Origin of the sequence: Dietzia sp. JS16-p6b (assembly GCF_003052165.1) — a bacterium.
Taxonomy (GTDB): domain Bacteria; phylum Actinomycetota; class Actinomycetes; order Mycobacteriales; family Mycobacteriaceae; genus Dietzia.
Map to the genome: position 1 here is coordinate 1,912,281 of NZ_CP024869.1, position 21,796 is coordinate 1,934,076.

General features: G+C 69.9%; 18 protein-coding genes. 6 read left to right on the forward strand and 12 right to left on the reverse strand.

Annotated elements, in window-relative coordinates:
* The 3 genes from dxs to CT688_RS08715 all read right to left on the reverse strand — a co-directional run bounded on the left by dxs (nt 1) and on the right by CT688_RS08715 (nt 5,313).
* On the reverse strand, nt 1-1,890 hold the full coding sequence (gene dxs / locus CT688_RS08705) for a 1-deoxy-D-xylulose-5-phosphate synthase (protein ID WP_107756578.1): 1,890 nt from the start codon (nt 1,888-1,890) through the stop codon (nt 1-3).
* A gap of 109 nt (nt 1,891-1,999) precedes the next feature.
* Nucleotides 2,000-3,325 carry a class I SAM-dependent RNA methyltransferase gene (locus CT688_RS08710; protein WP_107756579.1) on the reverse strand — a complete coding sequence of 442 codons (1,326 nt, stop codon included), beginning with the start codon at nt 3,323-3,325 and terminating at the stop codon, nt 2,000-2,002.
* Nucleotides 3,322-5,313: an APC family permease gene (locus CT688_RS08715; protein ID WP_107758100.1), complete on the reverse strand. Its 1,992-nt coding sequence runs from the start codon at nt 5,311-5,313 to the stop codon at nt 3,322-3,324. Before CT688_RS08715 ends, CT688_RS08710 begins: the two co-directional genes overlap by 4 nt.
* Nucleotides 5,314-5,426: 113 nt before the next feature.
* On the opposite strand from CT688_RS08715, the gene CT688_RS08720 reads away from it, so the two are divergent.
* Together CT688_RS08720 and CT688_RS08725 are read left to right on the forward strand one after the other, a co-directional pair.
* On the forward strand, nt 5,427-6,089 hold the full coding sequence (locus CT688_RS08720) for a TrkA family potassium uptake protein (protein WP_107756580.1): 663 nt from the start codon (nt 5,427-5,429) through the stop codon (nt 6,087-6,089).
* 91 nt (nt 6,090-6,180) lie between these two features.
* Nucleotides 6,181-6,840: a TrkA family potassium uptake protein gene (locus CT688_RS08725; RefSeq protein ID WP_107758101.1), complete on the forward strand. Its 660-nt coding sequence runs from the start codon at nt 6,181-6,183 to the stop codon at nt 6,838-6,840.
* Between the two features lie 56 nt (nt 6,841-6,896).
* Here the strand turns inward: CT688_RS08725 and CT688_RS08730 are convergent, their stop codons facing one another.
* Nucleotides 6,897-7,658, reverse strand: coding sequence for a hypothetical protein (locus tag CT688_RS08730; protein ID WP_107756581.1), 762 nt, complete (start codon nt 7,656-7,658; stop codon nt 6,897-6,899).
* Between the two features lie 47 nt (nt 7,659-7,705).
* Here CT688_RS08730 and CT688_RS08735 point away from each other — a divergent pair, with 47 nt between their 5' ends.
* Complete coding sequence (locus CT688_RS08735) at nt 7,706-7,894, forward strand: hypothetical protein (RefSeq protein ID WP_017836905.1); 189 nt, start codon at nt 7,706-7,708, stop codon at nt 7,892-7,894.
* 47 nt (nt 7,895-7,941) lie between these two features.
* The gene (gene hrpA / locus CT688_RS08740; RefSeq protein WP_107758102.1) at nt 7,942-11,856 is read left to right on the forward strand and encodes an ATP-dependent RNA helicase HrpA; all 3,915 of its coding nucleotides are present in this window, start codon (nt 7,942-7,944) and stop codon (nt 11,854-11,856) included.
* A gap of 30 nt (nt 11,857-11,886) precedes the next feature.
* Here hrpA and CT688_RS08745 read toward each other — a convergent pair whose 3' ends face one another.
* From CT688_RS08745 to CT688_RS08755, 3 genes are all read right to left on the reverse strand, one after another.
* Complete coding sequence (locus tag CT688_RS08745) at nt 11,887-12,432, reverse strand: hypothetical protein (RefSeq protein ID WP_156607180.1); 546 nt, start codon at nt 12,430-12,432, stop codon at nt 11,887-11,889.
* 80 nt (nt 12,433-12,512) lie between these two features.
* On the reverse strand, nt 12,513-12,971 hold the full coding sequence (gene nrdR, locus CT688_RS08750) for a transcriptional regulator NrdR (RefSeq protein ID WP_107756583.1): 459 nt from the start codon (nt 12,969-12,971) through the stop codon (nt 12,513-12,515).
* A 114-nt stretch (nt 12,972-13,085) separates the two neighbouring features.
* On the reverse strand, nt 13,086-13,448 hold the full coding sequence (locus CT688_RS08755) for a hypothetical protein (protein WP_156607182.1): 363 nt from the start codon (nt 13,446-13,448) through the stop codon (nt 13,086-13,088).
* A 228-nt stretch (nt 13,449-13,676) separates the two neighbouring features.
* On the opposite strand from CT688_RS08755, the gene lexA reads away from it, so the two are divergent.
* On the forward strand, nt 13,677-14,345 hold the full coding sequence (gene lexA, locus CT688_RS08760) for a transcriptional repressor LexA (protein WP_017836910.1): 669 nt from the start codon (nt 13,677-13,679) through the stop codon (nt 14,343-14,345).
* Between the two features lie 98 nt (nt 14,346-14,443).
* Here the strand turns inward: lexA and hflX are convergent, their stop codons facing one another.
* Together hflX and dapF are read right to left on the reverse strand one after the other, a co-directional pair.
* Nucleotides 14,444-15,892, reverse strand: coding sequence for a GTPase HflX (gene hflX / locus CT688_RS08765; protein WP_107756585.1), 1,449 nt, complete (start codon nt 15,890-15,892; stop codon nt 14,444-14,446).
* 56 nt (nt 15,893-15,948) lie between these two features.
* Nucleotides 15,949-16,833, reverse strand: coding sequence for a diaminopimelate epimerase (dapF, locus tag CT688_RS08770; RefSeq protein ID WP_197431395.1), 885 nt, complete (start codon nt 16,831-16,833; stop codon nt 15,949-15,951).
* A 119-nt stretch (nt 16,834-16,952) separates the two neighbouring features.
* Between dapF and CT688_RS08775 the strand changes: the two genes are divergently transcribed.
* Nucleotides 16,953-19,133 (forward strand): malate synthase G, encoded by a 2,181-nt coding sequence (locus CT688_RS08775; protein WP_107756586.1) that lies wholly within the window; start codon nt 16,953-16,955, stop codon nt 19,131-19,133.
* An 81-nt stretch (nt 19,134-19,214) separates the two neighbouring features.
* On the opposite strand, the gene CT688_RS08780 is transcribed toward CT688_RS08775, so the two are convergent.
* From CT688_RS08780 to CT688_RS08790, 3 genes are read right to left on the reverse strand one after another with little or no spacing between them, the layout of a single operon-like run.
* Entirely contained in the window at nt 19,215-19,922 is a 708-nt protein-coding gene (locus CT688_RS08780; protein WP_231750263.1) for an IclR family transcriptional regulator, read from the reverse strand.
* A 35-nt stretch (nt 19,923-19,957) separates the two neighbouring features.
* Nucleotides 19,958-20,965, reverse strand: coding sequence for a tRNA (adenosine(37)-N6)-dimethylallyltransferase MiaA (gene miaA / locus CT688_RS08785; protein ID WP_107756588.1), 1,008 nt, complete (start codon nt 20,963-20,965; stop codon nt 19,958-19,960).
* A complete protein-coding gene (locus tag CT688_RS08790; RefSeq protein WP_231750265.1) occupies nt 20,917-21,612 on the reverse strand; it encodes a hypothetical protein in 696 nt (231 codons plus the stop codon). The genes miaA and CT688_RS08790 overlap by 49 nt, the downstream gene beginning before the upstream one ends.
* Nucleotides 21,613-21,796: the final 184 nt, after the last annotated feature.

Below are 21,796 nucleotides of genomic sequence, written 5' to 3' on the forward strand. Positions count from 1 at the left end.
TCAGCTCTCGACGCGGTCGTAGAGGCGACGGCGGATACCGTCGGCGATCCCCTCCGCGGTCAACCCCGTGTCGGAGAGGATCTCGCCCCGGGAGGCGTGATCGAGGAACTCCTGCGGAAGGCCGAGGGTCAGTCGATCAACACCGACCCCCGCGCGCTCCAGCACCGCCGAGACCGCCGAACCGACGCCGCCGTGAATCCCGTTGTCCTCGACCGTCACCACGAGCCGGCGACCACGGGCGGAGTCGACGATCGACTGCGGGACGGGATAGACCCAGCGCGGATCGACCACGTCGACCGATACCCCCTCGGCCCGCAGTTCCCGTGCCGCCGCCATCGACGGCGCGACCATCGACCCGACCGCGACCACCAGGATGTCGGCGTCCCCGGTCCCGAACACCCGGTCAACGCCGTCCGACGATGTCTCCAACGACGGAAGGGGCTCACCGACGGACCCCTTGGGGAAGCGCACCACGGTCGGGCCGTCCGTCACCGCCACGGCTTCACGGAGTTCCGCGCGGAGGGTCTCGGCATCGCGCGGTGCGGCCACCCGGACGCCCGGGACGATCCCCGCCAGGGACAGGTCCCACATCCCGTTGTGGCTGGCGCCGTCGGGGCCGGTCACCCCGGAGCGATCGAGTACCAGGGTGACCGGTAGCCCGAGAAGGGCGACGTCCATCAGCAGCTGGTCGAACGCCCGGTTGAGGAACGTGGAGTAGACGGCCACCACGGGGTGCAGCCCACCCAGCGCGAGTCCGGCGGCCGAGGCCACCGCGTGCTGCTCTGCGATGCCCACGTCGAACATGCGATCCGGGAACCGGTCGCCGAAGGCGGTCAGCCCCGTCGGTCCGGCCATGGCCGCGGTGATGGCCACCACGTCGTCTCGCTGCGCCCCGATCTCGCACAGCTCCTCGGAGAAGACCGACGTCCAGTCCACTGACGACGACGACGAGAGCGGGCGGCCGGTGTCGGGGTCGATGACCCCGGTCGCGTGCATCTGGTCGGCGACGTTGTTCTCCGCGTGGACGTAGCCCATGCCCTTGCGGGTCACCACGTGGACGACCACCGGCCCGCCGAAGTCCTTGGCCAACCGCAACGCCGATTCGGTGGCGGCCAGATTGTGCCCGTCGACGGGCCCCATGTACTTCAGACCCAGGTCGGCGAACAACTCCTGCGGTGAGACCACGTCCTTGAGTCCCGTCTTGATCCCGTGCAGGATCGAGTACACGGCCTTGCCGAGGAGGTCCTTTCGGGCGCCCAGAGTGCGCTTGGTGTGGTCCATCGCCTTCTCGTACGCGGGCTGGAGACGCAGGACCCCGAGCCGTTCGGCCAGTCCGCCGATCGTGGGCGAGTACGACCGGCCGTTGTCGTTGACGACGATCACCATGGGCCGGTCCTTGCCGGCGGCGATGTTGTTCAGCGCCTCCCAGGCCATGCCCCCTGTCATCGCCCCGTCGCCGATCACCGCGACGACGGTCCGGTCGTTCTGGCCGCTGAGGGAGTACGCCTTGGCGAGTCCGTCGGCGTACGAGAGCGACGAGGTCGCGTGCGAGGACTCGACGATGTCGTGTTCACTCTCCGCACGGCACGGATAGCCGGACAGACCCCCGCGCGTCCTAAGACCGTCGAACTGGTCCTTCCGACCCGTGACGATCTTGTGGACGTACGACTGGTGCCCGGTGTCGAAGACGATGGGGTCCCGCGGGGAGTCGAACACGCGGTGTAGCGCGACCGTCAGTTCCACCACGCCGAGATTGGGGCCGAGGTGCCCACCTGTCGCGGACACCTTGCGGATGAGGAACTCCCTGATCTCACCGCAGAGCCGGACCAGCTCGTCGGATCCGAGTGCACGGAGGTCGGAGGGGCCGTTCACCTGATCGAGCACACTCATTGCCGTCGACTGCCCCTTCCCTTGCCGCACCCCGCAGGGTCGAACCCACAGTCTACGGGGAAACGGTCTTCGCGCCCGCCGCCGGCCGACCGGCCCCGGCTCACCGGGATCAGCGCACCCGCGGTGAGTCGAGGACGGCGAGGCCCTCCACGTGGTGTGTCGCGGGGAACGCCGCGACACCGCGGATCCCCGCGAGTGTCCAACCGGCTGACACGAGCACCCCGACATCGCGCGCGAGGCTGGCCGGGTCGCACCCCACATGGACGATGCGGGACGCCGTACCACGAGCGAGCGTGGCCATCACCTCGATTCCCGCGCCGCCTCTCGGCGGGTCCAGGATCACGAGGTCGGGTTCGTCGCCGCGATCGCCGGAACCGCTCGACCGCTCCAGGAACGGCTCCACCCTCGACGCCACCGGGACGACCGCGGGGCCGATCCCGAGAGCCGATCCCACGGCCTCGAGGGAGGCGGGCGAGGATTCGACCACGATTACGCGGGCCCGGGGGACCACGTCGAGGACGGCGGCGGAGAACAGGCCCGCTCCCCCGTAGAGGTCCCAGACCACCGGGTCGCCGGGGAGGGCGGGGGCGCCGGACACGGCGGTGCGGACGAGTTCGCTGTAGTGCGCGGCAGCGGATCTGTGCGCCTGCCAGAACGCGTCGACCGGCAACCGCCAGGTGCGCTCCCCCACCCTCCGGGTCACGGTCGGGGCGCCCGCCACGGGCTCCCACTCTCCGGCTCGCGAGGCCCTGGCCCGCGCCCGGGTCGCCGCGCCCCGCCGGGACCGGCGGTCGCGCCCGCGCGACACCGGGTCGGTGACCGGGCGGTGCGCCACGTGCACCTGCCCGTCGTCCCCCAGGACGCCGAGGACCTCCCGGCCCGGCCCCAGGCCCGCGGCCCGGATGGCCTCGCCGATCCGCGGGTCCGCCTGGACGCACGGCCGGGTCACCACCTCGCGCGAGCGCGCGCGTCGGACGCCCGGCACGCCGTCGTCCCCCGTCACCCACCGGGCCACCGTCCGCCACCCGGTGGTCGCACCGTCACCCGCGGGGACGTCCACGGCGACACGATCCGGAACCGACCCGATCCGCCCGATACGGCGGGCCTGGTCGGCCAGGACGACTCCCGCGAACTCCCGGGCGGCCGACGGGCCGATGTGGCTCCAGTCGCAACACCCTGCACCGGCCGCCGCCGCCGGACAGACGGGGTCGATCCGGTCGGGTGACGGTTCGAGCACGCGGGTCACGGTTCCGCGGCAGAATGCCCGCCCGGGGTCGTCGTCGATCACCACCTCGGCCAGTTCCCCCGTGATCCCGCCGCGGCAGAACACCACTCGTCCGGAGTGCCGGGCCACGAACTCACCACCCTGCGCCGGACCCTCGATGCGCAGTCGCAGCACGCGCCCCGTCCAGTCGGTCCCGGTCACCGGCGTCATCGGTCCTCCGGCGCGCCCCAGCGCCCGATGATCGGTTCGTCACGCGCCTGCTCCGCGCGGCCGTCCGACGACGACAGCTGCCACGGAACGCTGGTCACCATGACGCCCCGCTCGTATAGCAGACGGGTCTTCAGGCGCAGCGCGCTCTGGTTGTGCAGCAGCTGTTCCCACCAATGCCCCACCACGTACTCCGGGATGTACACGATCACCACGTCCCTGGGCGACTGGTCCCGCAGCCGCTTGACGTAGTCGACCACCGGTCGGTTGATCTCCCGGTACGGGGACTCCACCACCTTGAGCGGTACGGAGATGCGCCTGCGCTCCCACTCCCGCACCAGCACCCGGGTCTCCGTGGTCTCGATGTTCACCGTCAGTGCCTCGATGGTGTCCGGTCTGGTCGCCCGGGCGTAGGCCAGCGCGCGGAGGGTGGGCAGGTGGAGCTTGGACACCAGCACGACGCAATGGGTGCGGCTCGGGAGCACGACCTCCCAGGAGGAGTCCTCGAGCTCACGCGCGACCGACTCGTAGTGCCGCTTGATGAGCTTCATGACCCCGAACACGGCAAGCATCGCCAGCACCGCGATGTAGGCGCCCGCGAAGAACTTGGTGCCCATGACGATCACCAGGACACCCGAGGTGAGCACGAAGCCGACCCCGTTGACCGCGCGGGCGCGCTGCACCCGACGTCGGACCGCCGGGACCTCTTCGCTCTCCAGTCGCCGTGTCCAGTGACGGACCATCCCGAGCTGGCTCAGGGTGAACGCCACGAAGACGCCCACGATGTAGAGCTGGATGAGCACGGTGACCTGGGCGTCGAAGGCCACCACGAGGACGATCGCCGCGATGGCGAGCAGGACGATCCCGTTGGAGAAGGCGAGGCGGTCGCCGCGCGTGGCGAGCTGCCTCGGGAGGTACTTGTCCCGCGCGAGGACCGAGGCGAGCACGGGGAATCCGTTGAACGCGGTATTGGCCGCGAGCACCAGGATGAGCGTGGTGATGGTCATGATCACGTAGAAGGCGACCGGGAGTCCGGCGAAGACGGGGTCGGCCAGCTGCGCGATCATCGTCTTCTGGTGATAGTCCTCCGGGGCGCCGATCAGTTGGGCGGCCGGGTCCTCCGCGATCTGGACCCCGAGTTTGTTCGCCAACACGATCAGACCGAGCAGGAACGAGATCGACACCACCCCGAGCATGACCAGGGTCGTGGCGGCGTTCCGGGCCCGGGGACTGCGGAACGCGGGTACGCCGTTGTGGATGGCTTCCACTCCGGTCAACGCGGCACACCCCGAGGCGAAGGACTTGGCCACCACGAACGCGAGGGCGAGCCCGGCGACGGCCACCCCGTCGGGCGTGACGAGTTCGAAGTCCGCGGACTCCGCCCTCAGGTCACGATCCAGAACGTCCACCTGGAACAAGCCCCACACCACCAGTGTGGTCATGGCCGCCATGAACGCGTAGACCGGGATCGCGAACATCGCTCGTGACTCCCGGATGCCCCGGAGGTTGATCGCGGTGAGCAGGACGATCGCGACGACGGCGAAGACGACCTCGTTCGAGTAGACGAACGGGATGGCGGAGCCGATGTTGGCGGCCGCCGCCGAGATCGACACCGCCACGGTGAGGACGTAGTCGATGAGCAGGGCCGCGCCGACGCCCAGTCCGGCGTTGGGCCCGAGGTTCACGGTGGCGACCTCGTAGTCACCGTCGCCGGACGGATAGGCGCGGACGTTCTGTCGATAACAGGCGATCACGACCACCATGACGACCGCCACCGCGAGGCCGACCCACGGGGTGAAGACGAGGGCCGACATCCCGGCCAACGACAGGATGAGGAAGATCTCCTCGGGGGCGTAGGCGACGGAGGACAACGCATCCGAGGCGAAGACCGGCAGTGCGATCCGCTTGCGCAACGGCGAGTCCCCTGAGGTGTCGCTGCGGAAAGGACGCCCCAGCAACAGGCGCTTGGTTCCGACGGACACCCGGGAGATCCTGGACACCGACACATCGTAGGGCTCCGCGTGCCGCAGGGACAGTTCTGCCGACGGGAGTAGCGTGATCCCACGGGTCCGCGCGTCGCGGACCGTGAGGAGCGGTACTCACCATGAGGGTCATCATCATGGGCTGTGGGCGGGTCGGGGCGGAGCTGGCGACCGAACTCGACGAGGACGGTCACGAGGTGGTCGTGATCGACCGGGACCCCGCGGCGTTCGCAAGGTTGCCCGAGCGGTTCGGCGGCCGCACCGTCACCGGACTCGGCTTCGACCGCGAGGTCCTCGTGGACGCCGGGCTCCACGGCGCCGACGCGTTCGCGGCGGTCTCCTCCGGGGACAACTCGAACATCATCGCCGCGAGGGTGGCCCGCGAAACCTACGGCGTCGAGCGGGTGATCGCCAGGATCTACGACGCCGGACGCGCCGAGGTCTACGAGAGGTTGGGCATCCCCACCGTCGCGACGGTCCCCTGGGCGACCGGCCGCCTCATCAGATACATCACGTCCGGTTCGAGCCCGGTGGTCTGGCGCGATCAGACCGGTGAGGTCTCGCTTGTCGCGGTGGTCCCTCCCCCGGTGTGGGTCGGGGCCACCCTCGCCTCCCTGGCCGGGACCGTCGGTGGCACCGCGGTCGCCCTCACCCGTTTCGGCGAATGCCGGGTCCCCGATGGCGGCACTCTCGCGCAGGCGGAGGACCTGATCCACCTGGCCGTGCCCTCCGCCGTGGTGGACGATCTCGACGACATCGTGAAGCGAGGACCAACTGATGACTGACCGGCCCGTCGGCGGAGACCCGGTCCCCGACTACGCGGACGGCGCGGGCCTGTTGGACCGCGCCTCCACCCGCACGTTCCATGCCTCCACCATGCGGGTGCTGGTGGCCGGCGCAGGCGTGGTGGGGCGATCCATCGCCCGCGAGCTCCTGGCCAATGACCACCACGTGACGCTCGTCGACCGACGCCCGGCCGTGTTCGACCGCGACTCGGTCACCGGTGCCCGGCAACTCGTGGGGGACGCGTGCGAGCTCAGCTTCCTCGAACGGCTCCGGGCCGAGGAGTCCGACGTGGTGGTCGCTGCCACCGGCGACGACAAGGTGAACCTGGTCGTGAGCCTGCTGGCCAAGACGGAGTTCGCCGTGCCCCGGGTGGTCGCCCGCGTCAACGACCCGCGGAACGAGTGGCTGTTCGACGACCGCTGGGGGGTCGACGTGGCCGTCTCGACGCCCCGGCTCATGGTTTCGGTGGTCGAGGAGGCCGTCGCCGTCGGTGACGTCGTGCGGCTGATGACCCTGCGTCGCGGCGGTGTCAACCTGGTGAGCGTGACGCTGCCGGACCAGACCCCCCTCGCGGGCAGGCCCGTCTCCCGCGTCCGGCTCCCCCGCGACGCGGCGCTGGTGGCCGTCCTCCGGGGAGGCAGGGTGATCACTCCCGAACCCGACGTCCCGTTCGAGCCCGGTGACGAACTGCTCGTCGTGGCCCCCGAGACGGCCGAGGAGGATCTGAGCATCGCGATCCTCGGCGGCTGACACCCGTTGACTCCCGCTCGAGCGTCCCGCCAGGCAGCTGCGTCCGAGCGCGCTGGTCAGTACCCGCGGTCCGCGTCTGCGGGAACGGTGACCGCGACCTCCCGCCCGTAGTCCCACCCCGGCGCGAGGGGCAGTGCGTCTCCGCTCCAGAACCGTCCGGGGTCGTACCAACTGGCATCACCGGCCGGCAGCAGGACGCCCATCGCCTCGAGTGTCATCCCGACGACCTCGGCGCAATAGGCGGCCTCCATGCGCAGTACCGGCCCGGTGTCGACGGTTCTGCGCCACGGGAGACCGATGCCCCGCCTCCCCCGGGCAACGGCCTCACCGTCCCCTCCGGACCCGGGCCCCGTGCCGGCGTCGCGGACGGATCGGCGCCGTCCCCGAGCTGCCCACCGACCCCGGGCCCACCGGGCGGTCAGGCGCCCCGCGGAGGGGAACGACACACCGTTCAGGCGGGCGATCGTCTCCAGTACCGCGTCCTCCTGCGCCTCACCGGTCTCCGGGCTGATCTGCCGGAACCATGCACGTTGTCCGTACGGCCCGGTCCACTGACGCACCGCCGCCTCGAGATCGTGCAGTTGGACGCCGCGTTGCCTGCGACCCGTCCAGACGTCCGTCAGCGCGCGACCCATCTCGGCGTGCCAGAGGAGCGGCGGTAGATCGTCGAGAACCACCGCCACCCCCACGTGGTTCACGGGGGAGTTGGTCAGGGTCTGAATGAGCCTGTCGGCGGTCGTGCGCCCATGGAAGAGCCAGAGGTCCCCGGTCCGGGTGCGGTGGGCTGCGGCGGCGAGCGGGACGGTGTCGAGGCTCATGCCGCGATCCTGCCAGGTGACGCGGCCGTAGGACCTACCCTTGGACCATGGCACCCCGCGGACGGCAGTGGTTCAAGGTGGTCGGCGCCGCCGGAGTGGTCGGCGTGGCGGCCACAGGCATCCTCGCCGCGCGGACCGAACGCCGGCGGCAGGCCTACGAGCCCGACGAGATCCGGGAGCGACTCCACCAGCGCTACACCCGCCTCCAGTCGCGCCGGGACGGCTCATCGGGCTGACACCCGGATCGGTGGGGTCACCGGTTGGCGATACGCTGGTGTACACCATGACGACGTCCTCCGAGCCCGCCCCCGACCTGCGCCGGGCCCGGCACGATCTGCTCGTCCGACTCGATGACGTCGGCATCCTCGACGCCCACCGGCTCCGGTCGAGGATCCGGAAGGCGCGCGCGGACCAGGTGGCCGACCTGGGCAGGAGGATCGACGACGCCGCCGAACGACTGCGGCGGCGCGCCGGGTCGATCCCGACACCGGAGTACCCCGAGCACCTCCCGGTCAGCGCCCGCAAGGACGAGATCGCGGCGGCGATCCGCGACCACCAGGTCGTGGTGATCGCCGGGGAGACCGGGTCCGGCAAGACCACCCAGATCCCCAAGATCTGTCTGGAACTCGGCCGAGGCGTGCGTGGGATGATCGGACACACCCAGCCCCGCCGTCTGGCGGCCCGGACGGTCGCCGAACGCATCGCCCAGGAGCTCGGAGCGGAGCCCGGCCACCTGGTCGGTTCCGCCGTGCGATTCGACGACCGCACCGGCGCCGACACGGCCGTCAAACTCATGACCGACGGCATTCTGCTCGCCGAGATCCGGAGGGACCGGCTGCTGCGCGCCTACGACACGATCATCATCGACGAGGCGCACGAGCGCAGTCTCAACATCGACTTCCTGGTGGGCTACCTCCGGCAGATCCTGCCCCGCCGACCGGACCTCAAGGTCATCATCACCTCCGCCACGATCGACCCGGACCGCTTCGCGCGCCACTTCGCGGATGCGGCGGGCCGGCCCGCCCCTGTCATCGAGGTCTCCGGTCGCACGTTCCCGGTGGAGATCCGGTACCGGCCGCTCCGGGTCGACCACGCGGACCGCACCGTCGACCTGGATCCCCTGGACGCGCTCGCCGACGCCGTGGGCGAACTCCTCGCCGAAGGGGATGGCGACGTCCTCGTGTTTCTGTCCGGCGAGCGCGAGATCCGCGACGCCGAGGAGGTGCTCCGGGGCCGGAGGTTCAAGGCAACGGAGATCTTCCCTCTCTTCGCCCGGCTCACCGCCGCCGAGCAGCAACGGGCGTTCCGTCAGCACTCGACCCGGCGCGTCGTCCTGTCGACCAACATCGCGGAGACCTCGGTGACGGTTCCGGGAATCCGCTACGTCGTGGACACCGGCCTCGCGCGGATCTCCCGCTATTCGACACGCACCAAGGTCCAGCGACTGCCGATCGAACCCATCTCACAGGCCTCCGCCGCGCAGCGCGCCGGCCGTTGTGGCCGCGTCGCCGACGGAATCTGCATCCGCCTGTACTCGGAGGATGACTTCGACTCCCGGCCGCAGTTCACCGACCCGGAGATCCTGCGCACCAATCTGGCGTCGGTCATCCTGTCGATGGCCGATCTCGACCTGGGCGCCGTGGACGATTTCCCGTTCGTCGAACCACCCGACCGCAAGGCCGTCCGGGACGGGATGACGCTGCTCACCGAACTCGGTGCGCTCCGGATCGACGACGACGGGCGCCCGCACCTGACGAGGGTGGGTCGCGACATGGCGTCCCTCCCCCTCGATCCCCGTCTGGCGCGGATGGTGGTGGAGGGCCACCGCAACCGCGCGCTGGGGGACGTCCTGGTGGTGGTGGCGGCGCTGACGGTTCAGGACGTGCGGGAGCGACCCGCCGAGGACCGAGATAAGGCGGACCAGTTCCACCGTCGGTTCGCCGACAAGTCCTCGGACTTCCTGGGTTACCTCAACCTGTGGCGCTACCTCACGGAACAGCGCCGCGAACTCTCTGGCAGCGCGTTCCGCAAGATGTGCAAGGCCGAGTATCTGCACTGGTTGCGGATCCGGGAATGGCAAGACCTCACCGCCCAGTTGACCAGCATGTGCCGGGACCGGGGTTGGCATCCGCCGTCCGGCCACGCCGCCGAGGACGACCTCCACAAGGCGATCCTGTCCGGCCTGCTTACCAACGTCGGGATGAAAGACGAGGACACCAGGGAGTTCCGCGGCACCCGCGGCATCCGCTTCCAGGTGTTCCCCGGTTCCGATCTCGCCCGCAGACCACCGCGCTGGGTCATGGCCTCCGAGCTGGTGGAGACGTCCAGGCTGTGGGCCCGTGATGTCGCGCGCATCGACCCGGCGTGGATCGAAACCCTCGGGGCTCACCTGGTCCGGTCCCAGTACTCCGAGCCGTACTGGTCCGACGCCCAGGGCGCCGCGATGGCCTACGAGAAGGTTCTCCTCCTGGGTCTGCCCGTCGTCGAATCGCGCCGCATCCTCCTGTCCCGGGTCGATGCACCGCTCGCCCGGGAGATGCTGGTCCGGCACGGCATCGTGGAGGGCCGGTGGTCAACCCGCATCCCGGTGATCACCGAGAACGCCGCGGCGGTGGAGCAGGCGCGCGAACTGGAGACCCGGAGCAGGCGCCGGGGCCTGGTCATCGATGACGACGCGGTGGTCGAGTTCTACCTCGAGCGACTCCCCACCGACATCACCTCCGGGCGCCACCTGGAGTCGTGGTGGAAGAAGCAGGGCCGCAAGGATCCGGACCGTCTACGACTGACGCCCGAGCGGATCCGCACCTCGGACACCGCTCCGGCCGCCTCCGAGTTCCCGCCGATCTGGAAGCAGGGTGAGCGGGATTTCGAGCTCAGGTACGCGTTCGACCCTGGTGTCGACTCCGATGGCATCACCGTGCGGATCCCTCTCCCCCAATTGTCCTCGGTCGCGGCCTCCGGTTTCGAGTGGCTGGTCCCCGGCCTTCGGGAGGAGTTGTACACCGAGATGCTGCGAACTCTGCCCAAGTACCTACGGCGTCTGTGCTCCCCTCCCGCCGAATACGCACAGCTGCTGGCCGGAGATCTCACCCCGCGCTCGGCTCCTCTCCCGGTGGCTCTCGCCGGGGCGCTCTCGGCCAGGATCGGGACGACCGTCGATCCCCGCGAATTCCATCCGGAACACCTCCCCGGCCATCTGCGCATGCGCTTCGAGGTCGTCGACGGCGACGAGGTGGTGGCCTCGGGTACCGATCTCGCCGCCCTGCGCAGCCGCCTGGTGGAGAAGGTCCGAGCCACGCTCAACTCGCGACTCGTCCCCGACGACGGGCCCCATCGGGCCTGGACCGCGGACACGATCGGGGACCTGGAGACCTCGATCAGCGGGACGGTCGACGGTGTCGAGGTCACGGTCTATCCGGCGCTGCAGGTGCGCCCGGACGGCCTCCACCGGATCGCGTGCGCCACCGAGGAGGAGAGGAGGGCCGCTCAGGCCGCGGCCGTGTTGACGATGATCTCGAAGGATGTGATCACCGCGGCGGCGATACTCCGGGGCCGTCCGGTGGAGCAGCGCCTCGCGCTCACCCAGTATCCCCACGGCGGTGCCGACGGACTGGTCTCCGACGCGGCCCTGGCCGCGTGTGGACGGATGCTCGCCACACGTCAGGGGGTGCCGGTACTCACCGTGCAGGAGTTCGAGGAGCTGCGTGCGCGGGCCAGGGCCGAAGCGCCGGGCGCCGTCTCGGCGTCGATCACCGCCGCTCTCCCGGCGCTGGTCGCCGCGCGATCGGTGACGGCGCGGTTGGAGCAGGCCCCGCGTGACGTCGCAGACGACGTCCGACCCGCGCTGGACTTCCTCGTGGGCAAGGGATTCCTCGCGCGTCACCCCGTCGAGGTCCTGCCGCAACTGGAGCGTCATGTGAGAGCGATCGACCTCAGGCTCGACCTGGCGGAGAAGTCACCGGCGAGGTATCGGGAGCTCACCGCACGGCTCAAGGAGTCGGAGGCGACCGTGGCACAGGCGACGGCGGCACTGCGCGGGCGACCGGGTGGGGCGAGGACGTCCCGGGATCTGCGATGGATGCTGGCGGAGTATCGCGTCGGACTCTTCGCACAGTCCCTGGGCACCTCGCGCCCTGTCTCCGCCGAGAGGATCGAGAAGGCGGTGACCGCCGCTCTCTCCCGCCGGACCGGGAGGTGAGCCCACGACGCCCGCCTCGCTACCTCTCGCTCACGAATCCGGGGTTCGCCCAGCCCCGCGGGCCTGAATCACTCGGTCCACCCGATCCACCCTCGCCAGCACGTACCGTTGCATCGCGACGGGCACAAGGTGCACGCCGATGCCGAGTACCACCACGATCACCGCGCTCCGCCAGGCGCCGGCGAACACGAGTGGGATGGCCACCGCGGCGTGGATCCCCGCGCCCACCCCGTGGGCGACCAGGCTCTGCGTGGCCCTGGCGCGAATCTCCACCAGCCCAGTCCGACCATGGCACGAGTTGACGCGTCGCCCGAGAGCGCGATTCCATCCGACCCGATCCAGCGCACGGAGTACGGAGGGGATACCGAACAAGCGGGCGCGGTGAATCGTCCGCTGCGTTGTAGCGGTCACCCACCTCGGGATCATCGCTTCGGGCACGGGGCCCATAACGCCCAGGATCCCGAGGACACCGGCCGAGAACGCCCACGGGAATACCGGGTGGTGAGGCCCGATGACCAGCCAGGCGCTCACGACGAACGGCACCAACAGTGACGCGCTCGCAACCACCCGGAGCATGGTCTGAGAGTAGATCACTGCCGCGGAACGGGGCTCAGCGCGGCGGGCCCGCGCTCGTCGCTACGACGAAGAACCCTCGCTCACCGGTGAGCGGCGTGGCGCTCTCTGAGTGCGATGATCTCGCGCTCGAAGTCTGCTGCGGAACTGAACTGCTTGTACACGGAGGCGAAGCGCAGATAGGCGACCTCGTCGAGATCCTGGAGAGGTCCCAGGATGGCCAGTCCGATCTCATGAGCGGGAACCTCGGACGCCCCGCCGGCCCTGACCGCATCCTCGACCTGCTGAGCGAGCCGCCGGAGCGCGTCCTCGTCGACCGACCTCCCCTGGCAGGCGCGGCGCACGCCGCGGACCACTTTGTCCCGACTGAAACGTTCCGTCACGCCGTTGCGTTTGAGGACGGTCAACAGCGGTGTCTCAAGGGTGGTGAACCGGTGTCCGCATTCGGGGCACTCGCGTCGACGCCGTATCGCCTGCCCCTCGTCGACCGACCGCGAATCGATCACCCGAGAGTCCTCGTGGTGACATATGGGGCAGTACATTCCAGCTTCGCCATTCGTCGACCTGGTTCGAACCGGTCCACCGGCCGGAGCCGACAGCGGTGCGAGGGCGACGGGCCGCCGTCCCGGGACCATTCTAGAAGGCGATGCCGTGGGTCACGCGTAGGCGGGCCCGCCCACGAGGGCCAACGCCAACAGCATCAGGATTCCGAAGACGATGCCGCCGACCACCAGCGCCCAGGTCGGCACGTCGTCCACCACCGGTGCAGCCGGTCTCGCCTCCACCCCGCACGCCCTGACCTGACCCGTGGACGCCGTCCGCACGCTCACCCGGCGACCGGGTGCCACCGACCGCGTGGGCACCTTCCGGCCACGGTCGAGGGTGCGGGTGACGGACGGGACCTCGGCAGGGACGCGCGTCCCCTCCCTGGGTGAATCGAACCGGTCGTGCGCGGTCGCACACACCTCCGTCCACGGGATGGACGGACGCGATCGTTGCTGCATTTCCAGGACGGTCATGACCACTCCCCACTCGATACTCCGTGCGAACCGGATTCGCACACTCGTGTGACTACTTGTGCACATCTGTTCGAACCCGAACGTGCCTAGAGTTGTATCACGCGGGTCCGACAGAGTCGACACCTGCGCGCGAATTCTTCGAACACCTGTGTGGCGCCCCCGCCCGGTCCGACGTAGGGTGTACACAGAAAGAGACGTCGAACACCCATTCGCTGAAGGGACCGCCGCATGCCCAAACCAGACTTCGAGGCCCTGACGACACGCCAGAAGAGCGTGCTGTTGCACATCCACGACACCGTCAAGGAGAGGGGTTATCCGCCGAGCATCCGGGAGATCGGTGATGCGGTCGGCCTACAGTCCACCTCCTCCGTGGCCCATCAGCTGCGGACCCTGGAGAAGAAGGGCTTCCTGACCCGCGACCCCCACAAGCCGCGGGCGGTCGACGTCCACGGCGTCCCCGGTCAGCGATCGCGGGGGCGACGTGCACCCGCGCAGGAGGACGTACGGCCCGGCGGAGCCGTCGAACCGGTCTACGTCCCGGTCCTGGGGCGGATCGCGGCCGGCGGTCCGATCCTCGCCGAGCAGGCTGTGGAGGAGGTATTCCCCCTGCCCTCCGACCTGGTGGGATCAGGAGACCTGTTCATGCTCAGGGTTGTTGGCGAATCGATGATCGACGCCGCGATCTGTGACGGCGACTATGTGGTGGTCCGTCGGCAGAATGTCGCCGACAACGGCGAGATCGTGGCGGCGATGATCGACGGCGAGGCCACGGTCAAGACGTTCCGCAGGGATTCGACCGGGGTCTGGCTCCTGCCCCACAACCCCTCGTTCCGTCCCATCCCCGGAGAGCACGCGACGATCCTCGGGAAGGTCGTGACCGTCTTCCGCAAGCTCTGAGCCTGTGCCGATGGTGCGTCGCCTGACCTCACCCGGCCGAGGCGGGAACCACGATCGCGACGTGCGTCAGGGCAGATCGGACCCTCACGGCGCTCTGGTCAGGCGACCCCGTCACGCCGGTCGGGGACGCGATACTCGTCGAGTTCTCCCGCCACTGAGGCGGGGAGTCGAACCTCTATCCGGGTTCCGTCCTTCGTGTGATCCTCGGCGACCACAGCGCCCTCCGCGTGGACACGGGAGACCACGTCTCCCCTCGTGAAGGGGATCTCGAGCGTGACCCGCGTGTCCCCCGAGGCGACCACCCCCATGATCCTCTCGAGGAGTTCGTCGACACCCTGACCCGTCGCCGCCGACACGAACACCGCGTCCGGTAGCGCGTGGTGCAGCTCCGTCAGCACGACGGGGTCGGCCACATCGATCTTGTTGATCACCACGAGTTCGCGGGGCCTCTCGGCGTGCTGCTCCTCCACGACGTCGTTGATGACTGTCCGGACGGCGTCGATCTGGCGCAACGGGAACGTGTCAGATCCGTCCACCACGTGCAGGAGGAGCTCGGAATCGACGACCTCTTCCAACGTCGACCGGAACGCCTCGACGAGCTGCGTCGGGAGGTGCCGGACGAATCCGACGGTGTCGGTGAAGACCACCACTCGCCCATCGGGGAGCTCGGCGCGCCGGGTCGTCGGGTCCAGGGTCGCGAACAGTGCGTTCTGGACCAGCACTCCCGCGCCCGTCAGTCGGTTGAGCAGACTCGACTTGCCGGCGTTGGTGTACCCGGCGATGGCGATCGACGGCACCGGGGTCGCGCGCCGTCGATGACGCTTGGTGTCGCGCGCCTGCTTCATGCCCTTGATCTCCCGGCGGAGTCTGGCGGTGCGCTCCCTGATCCGACGGCGGTCGGTCTCGATCTTCGTCTCACCGGGGCCACGGAGCCCGACGCCACCGTTGCTCCCCGCCCTGCCGCCGGCCTGCCGGGAGAGCGCCTCGCCCCAGCCGCGCAGCCGCGGGAGCATGTACTCCATCTGCGCAAGCGAGACCTGGGCCTTGCCCTCACGACTGGTGGCGTGCTGGGCGAAGATGTCGAGGATCAAGGCGGTGCGGTCGATCACCTTGACGTTGACCACCTTCTCGAGGGCGATGAGCTGGCCGGGTGTCAGTTCACCGTCGCAGATCACCGTGTCCGCGCCCGTCGCGGCGATGACGTCCTTGAGGGTCCTGGCCTTACCGGAACCGATGTAGGTGGCGGGGTCCGGCTTGTCGCGCCGCTGGATCAACGCATCGCAGACCTCCGAGCCCGCGGTCTCGGCGAGCTGGGCCAGCTCGGCCATGGCGGCCTCCGCCTGCGCTGACGTGCCCTCGGTCCAGACCCCGACCAGGACGACACGCTCCAGACGGAGCTTGCGGTACTCCGCGTCGTTGACATCCTGGAGCTCGGTCGACAGGCCGACGACTCGGCGCAGCGACGAGCGCTCCTCGAGCTGGAAGTCTCCGACCGAAGGGTCATGGTCTCGTGTGGCCCGGTCAGGGGCGGCGTCATCGATAGTCATCCACGAGCATCATCTCACAGATGCGTCCACGACGCCTCCGCGAACGGAGCCGGGCGTCACCCTGTGTACCACCCGTGCGCGACGAGCTCGGACGGTCCGGTGAGGGTCGAACCGGAACCGGTCAGGGTCACCCCGACCTCGCCCCCGGGGACGGAGACCAGGACCTCGCCCGTGGCCTCTCCGGCGTCGGCCAGAGCCGCGACGGCGGTGGCGACGATGCCGGTGCCGCAGGACATCGTCTCCCCCGATCCCCGCTCATGGACGCGCATCGACACCCGTCCGTCCACCAGCGGGGTGGCGAACTCCACGTTGACCCCCTCGCCGAAGAACGCGGTGTCGTAGACCGGCGCCTCGTGCACCGGTAGGTCGCGTAACCCCGCGGCCCCCAGACCCGGGACCACGCACGCGAGGTGCGGGTTGCCCATGTCCACGGCGAGGCCCGCGTACACGCGTCCGGCGAGTTCCGCCGAGGACACCCCGAGGAGCACGGGTTCACCCATGTCCACACGGACCACGGCGTGGGTGTGGTCGTGGTGGAGGATGTCGGCGGGACGGGGACCGGACCGGGTGCCGACGGCGATCCGGCCGACCCCGGCACGGCCGGTCGCGACGAGGGCGTGGGCGAACACCCTCACGCCGTTGCCGCACATCTCCGCGATCGAACCGTCCGCATTCCGGTAGTCCATGAACCAGTCCACGGCATCGACGCCGTCCGGCAGAGCGGGGAGGACGCCCCGGTCGACCAGGGCACCGGCCGTGGCGATCCGGAGTACCCCGTCCGCGCCGAGTCCGCCCCGCCTGTCGCACAACGCCCTCACCAGGTCCTCGTCGAGCCCCAGTTCCGCCCGGTCGTCGGGCAGGATCACGAAGTCGTTGAGAGTTCCGTGACCCTTGATGAAGGACAGTCCCTCGGACGGTGCGGTCACAGGCGTGGAGGTCATGGCATCCGAGTCTAGCGACCCCGGCACCCCGTTCCACCCTGCGGAAAAGTCGGATGATCACAGGGCTCGTGAGCACTAGAGTCGTCTGCAGGAACGGTCCCTATGTGAGGAGAGCATCGATGTCCGAACGCATCACTGTCGGCGGTATTCAGGTCGACGAGGTCCTCTACGACTTCGTCAACACCGAGGCGATCCCCGGCACCGGGGTCGATCCCGACGCGTTCTGGGCGGGTGCCTCCGAGATCTTCACGGATCTGGCCCCCCGCAACCGTGAACTGCTCGAGACCCGCGACGCGTTGCAGTCCAAGATCGACGCCTGGCATCACGAGAACCCTGCCCCGATCGACCAGCGCGCGTACACGCAGTTCCTGCGGGACATCGGCTACCTGGTGCCCGAGCCGGATTCCGTCTCCGTCACCACGGAGAACGTCGACGCGGAGATCGCGACCGTCGCCGGACCCCAGCTCGTCGTCCCGGTCATGAACGCCCGCTTCGCGATCAACGCCGGCAACGCCCGGTGGGGATCGCTCTACGACGCGCTCTACGGCACCGACGCGATCCCGGAGTCGGACGGGGCGGAACAGGGCACGGGGTACAACAAGGTCCGCGGCGACAAGGTGATCGCCTGGGCCCGCGAGTTCCTGGACGACGCCGTTCCGCTGGCGTCGGGCAGCCATGTGGGCTCCACCGGATACGCCGTCGTCGACGGCAGTCTCCAGGTGACCGTCGCCGACGGATCGACCACCGGCCTGAAGGCCCCGGAGAAGTTCGTGGGGTACCTCGGTCAGGCCGCCTCCCCGTCGTCCGTCCTGCTCTGCAACAACGGGCTGCACATCGAGATCCAGATCGACCCGGACTCCCCGATCGGTTCCACGGACTCCGCGGGCGTCAAGGACGTCGTCCTGGAGTCCGCCGTCTCCACCATCATGGACTTCGAGGACTCCGTCGCCGCCGTCGACGCCCGGGACAAGACCCTGGGGTACCGCAATTGGCTGGGCCTCATGAAGGGTGATCTGTCCGAGGAGATCACCAAGGGCGACAAGACCTTCACCCGTGTCCTGAACGACGACCGGGTCTTCACCGCTCCCGACGGCGCGGGCGAGGTCAGGCTCCACGGCCGCTCCATGCTCTTCGTGCGCAACGTCGGTCACCTGATGACCAACCCGGCGGTTCTCGACGCCGACGGCAATGAGCTGCCGGAGGGGATACTCGACGCTCTCATCACCTCCCTGGCGGGGATGCACGGGATCGCCGAGGGCAACGAGCGCGGGAACAGCCGGCACGGGTCGATCTACATCGTCAAGCCCAAGCAACACGGACCCGACGAGGTCGCGTTCACCACCGAGCTGTTCAGCCGGGTCGAGCAACTCCTCGGCCTGCCGGCGAACACCCTCAAGGTGGGGATCATGGACGAGGAGCGCCGCACCTCGGTCAATCTCGCGGCCTGCATCGCCGAGGCCACGGAGCGCGTCGTCTTTATCAACACCGGATTCCTCGACCGGACGGGCGACGAGATCCACACCTCCATGGAGGCCGGGCCGATGATCCGCAAGGGCGAGATGAAGTCCGCCCGGTGGATGACCGCCTACGAGGACTTCAACGTCGACACAGGTCTCGCGTGCGGACTCCGCGGCCGAGCGCAGATCGGGAAGGGCATGTGGGCCAAGACCGACCTCATGGCGGAGATGCTCGCCGAGAAGATCGGTCAGCCCCGCGCCGGCGCGAACACCGCGTGGGTGCCCTCCCCGACAGGCGCCACGCTGCACGCCACCCACTACCACCGGGTCAACGTGATGGCCCGCCAGGAGGAGCTGCTCGCCGGCGGCGCCCGCGCGAGTGTCGACGACATCCTCACGGTGCCGCTCGCACCGGACACCACCTGGTCGGACGCCGAGAAGAAGGAGGAGGTCGACAACTCGTGTCAGACCATCCTCGGCTACGTGGTCCGCTGGGTCGAGCAGGGAATCGGTGTCTCGAAGGTGCCGGACATCCACGACGTCAACCTCATGGAGGACCGCGCCACCCTGCGGATCTCCTCGCAGATGCTGGCCAACTGGATCCGCCACGACATCATCACGGCGGACGACGTCGAGGACTCGCTCCGACGGATGGCCGAGATCGTCGACGGGCAGAACGCCGGTGACGAGGCGTACCGGAACATGGCGCCGGACGTCGAATCCTCGATCGCCTGGCAGGCGGCCCGCGAGCTCATCCTCGAGGGGACCCGCCAACCGTCGGGCTACACCGAGCCGATCCTGCACCGCCGCCGTCGCGAGTTCAAGGCGGCCAACGGGCTGTAGACCGGTTCCCACCCGGCATCTCGCGGGACCCGCCACCCGCACCCCCGGGTAGCGGGTCCCGCGACCGGCCGGTCCGGCCGATCAGGGGTGCAGGTGGGCCACCGCGGCCCTCAGGATGTCCACCGCGGCGTCGCGGCGCTCTTCGGTGAACCTCGCCTCGGGACCCGACGCGGACACGGCGACCGCGGCGGCGCCCGCCCCGACCGTGATCGCGACGCAGCGGACCCCCTCTTCTTGTTCCGACTCGTCCGTGGCGAATCCCACGCGCCGGATGCGCTCGAGTTCCTCGATCAGGGTGTCCGGCTCGACGATCGTGGAGTCCGTGTACCCGGGCATACCGGTCCTCGCGAGCATCGCGCGGACCTCGTCGTCGTGGTCTCGGGCGGCCAACGCCTTGCCCACCGCCGTGCAGTGCACGTGCACCCGGCGTCCCACCTCGGTGAACATCCGCATCGAATGCGGTGACGGTACCTGGGCGAGGTACACCACGCCGTCCCCGTCGCGGACGGCGAGGTTGGCGGTCTCGCCGGTCCCCTCGACGACGGCCTCGAGGACCGGTGTCGCCCACGACCGCGTCGCCTGTGCCGCCACCTCACCGATCCGCTGCAACCGGGGGCCGAGCAGATAGTCGCGGCGGGTGTCCCGACGGAGATGACCGGTCTCGGCGAGGGTCCCGCAGAGTCGGTGGACGGTCGCCGCGGCCAATCCGGTATCAGCGCACAGTTCGCCGAGAGTGGCGCGACCGCCTCGGCGGGCCAGCGAGTCGAGCAGGGCGAACGCCCTGTCCACCGACTGGACACGTCCTCGACCAGCGTTCGGTGAGCTCACCGCTGCACCCCGTCCAGGATCTCGAGCGCGGCGTCCAGGGGCGTCCGACCACCGGCAGGTGCCCCGTCGACCGGACGGGTGTCGGTGTCGATCCACCTGATGCGGTGATCACGCCCGAACCAGGACCGCTGCCTGCGGACGTAGCGTCGGGTGCCGATCACCGTCCGCTCGCGGGCGCGGGCCACTCCCCCCTCGTCGATCGCCAGGTCGTCGTCCATCTCGTCGAGTACCTGCGCATACCCGATCGCCCGACGGGCCGTCACGCCCTCGAGCAGTCCGAGTCCGACGAGCCCTCGCACCTCCGCGACCAGCCCGTCATCGAACATCCGGACGGTACGCGCCTCCAGCCGTTCATCCAGTTCTCCGAGCGCGCAGCGGAGGCCGAGCAGGCGTGTGCCCCACCGGGGGTCGCCGATCGTCGGCCTGGAGGCGGAGAACGGCTTCCCGGTCAGTTCGATCACCTCCAGTGCCCGCACCGTCCGGCGGGGATCAGTCGGCAGGATGGACCGCGCGGCCTCGGGGTCCACGCGGCCGAGCTCGGCGTGCAACGCCTGTACCCCGATCTCCTCGAGGCGCCGTTCGTAGGAGGCCCGGACCTGCGGGTCGGTGTCCGGGATGGCCCAGTCGTCGACCAGTGCCTGGATGTACATCATCGACCCCCCGCACAGGATCGGTACGCGCCCGCGTCGCCGGATCTCGGCGACCTCGCGTTCGGCCTCGCGACGGAAATCGGCGACGCTCGCGGTCTGCGTCACGTCGAGCACGTCGAGCCTGTGGTGCGGGATCCCGCGCCGGAGGGACAGCGGCAGCTTCGCGGTGCCGATGTCCATGCCCCGGTACTGCTGCATGGCGTCGCAGTTGATCACCTCCCCGCCCAGCCGCTCCGCCAGATCGAGGGCGAGCTCGGACTTCCCGGTCCCGGTCGGCCCCACCACGGCGACCGGTACTGGGCCGCTCACTCCTGGTCCCCCGCCGCCGCGGAGTCCGAGGACGACAAGGCCCATCGAGCACTGTGGTACCCCACCCCGAAGGGGGCCCACGAGATCGACTCCACGGCCGCCCGGTGCCCCACCAGCCCGGAGAGCTCGAGCCACGCGGGCCTGCTCCACCACCCCACCGCCTGCGCCACCACGTCCCCGGGATCCGGGAGCGGACCGCCGTTCCGTAACCACCCGGTCAGGTCGGCATCGAGGGCGACGCCGCGCGGATCCTCGGGGACGGGCGCGCGGGGGGAGAGCGACGCGGGGCCGTCGGCCACGACGACGACGAGGGTGTTCGCGCTCTGGAGCCGTGGGAGCCGCCCGGCAGCGGTGACTCCGACGAAGGACCGGGGCAGGTCGATCCCGGCCCGGTCGAGCAGCCACCAGGCGATCAGCGCGGCGTCGGGGACCTCCTCGTGATCGGCCTGCGGTGCCCCGGGCCGCCCGACTGGCACCTCCGCGCCCCATCGCACCAGGGACGAACTCACGTCACCGATCGTCCGGCCCGCGGTATCCGTTCCCCGCACCAGAGCGCTGTCGACGCCGGCCCCGGCGGCTCTGAGCATCGCCACCACCGCGTCGACCTGCGCGGCCGACTCCCCTGCCGCTGCCCCTGACAGCTCGGGCACCAGGACCGGTGCTCCGGGTACCACTACGACAGAGGTGCTCACACCGAGAACCTTACTGACCACCACCGGAGCCCGACCTCAGGACTCTGCCGGACTCGCGGAAGATACCCCGGCGCCCGGGCAGAGCTTGGTACACACTAGGGGGATACCGACCCCTCACGGGGCCGGTGAGGCGACGACCGGTGGGATTTTCCGGCGATGGTGCCGTGTCACGCGGCGGGACGAG

Excerpts from the sequence above, each read along its gene's own strand:
- dxs (WP_107756578.1), bottom strand. The coding sequence starts at position 1,890 with ATGAGTGTGCTCGATCAGGTGAACGGCCCCTCCGACCTCCGTGCACTC.
- CT688_RS08710 (WP_107756579.1), bottom strand. The coding sequence starts at position 3,325 with ATGACGCCGGTGACCGGGACCGACTGGACGGGGCGCGTGCTGCGACTG.
- CT688_RS08720 (WP_107756580.1), top strand. The coding sequence starts at position 5,427 with ATGAGGGTCATCATCATGGGCTGTGGGCGGGTCGGGGCGGAGCTGGCG.
- CT688_RS08725 (WP_107758101.1), top strand. The coding sequence starts at position 6,181 with ATGCGGGTGCTGGTGGCCGGCGCAGGCGTGGTGGGGCGATCCATCGCC.
- CT688_RS08730 (WP_107756581.1), bottom strand. The coding sequence starts at position 7,658 with ATGAGCCTCGACACCGTCCCGCTCGCCGCCGCAGCCCACCGCACCCGG.
- CT688_RS08735 (WP_017836905.1), top strand. The coding sequence starts at position 7,706 with ATGGCACCCCGCGGACGGCAGTGGTTCAAGGTGGTCGGCGCCGCCGGA.
- hrpA (WP_107758102.1), top strand. The coding sequence starts at position 7,942 with ATGACGACGTCCTCCGAGCCCGCCCCCGACCTGCGCCGGGCCCGGCAC.
- CT688_RS08745 (WP_156607180.1), bottom strand. The coding sequence starts at position 12,432 with ATGCTCCGGGTGGTTGCGAGCGCGTCACTGTTGGTGCCGTTCGTCGTG.
- nrdR (WP_107756583.1), bottom strand. The coding sequence starts at position 12,971 with ATGTACTGCCCCATATGTCACCACGAGGACTCTCGGGTGATCGATTCG.
- CT688_RS08755 (WP_156607182.1), bottom strand. The coding sequence starts at position 13,448 with ATGACCGTCCTGGAAATGCAGCAACGATCGCGTCCGTCCATCCCGTGG.
- lexA (WP_017836910.1), top strand. The coding sequence starts at position 13,677 with ATGCCCAAACCAGACTTCGAGGCCCTGACGACACGCCAGAAGAGCGTG.
- hflX (WP_107756585.1), bottom strand. The coding sequence starts at position 15,892 with ATGACTATCGATGACGCCGCCCCTGACCGGGCCACACGAGACCATGAC.
- dapF (WP_197431395.1), bottom strand. The coding sequence starts at position 16,833 with ATGACCTCCACGCCTGTGACCGCACCGTCCGAGGGACTGTCCTTCATC.
- CT688_RS08775 (WP_107756586.1), top strand. The coding sequence starts at position 16,953 with ATGTCCGAACGCATCACTGTCGGCGGTATTCAGGTCGACGAGGTCCTC.
- miaA (WP_107756588.1), bottom strand. The coding sequence starts at position 20,965 with ATGGGCCTTGTCGTCCTCGGACTCCGCGGCGGCGGGGGACCAGGAGTG.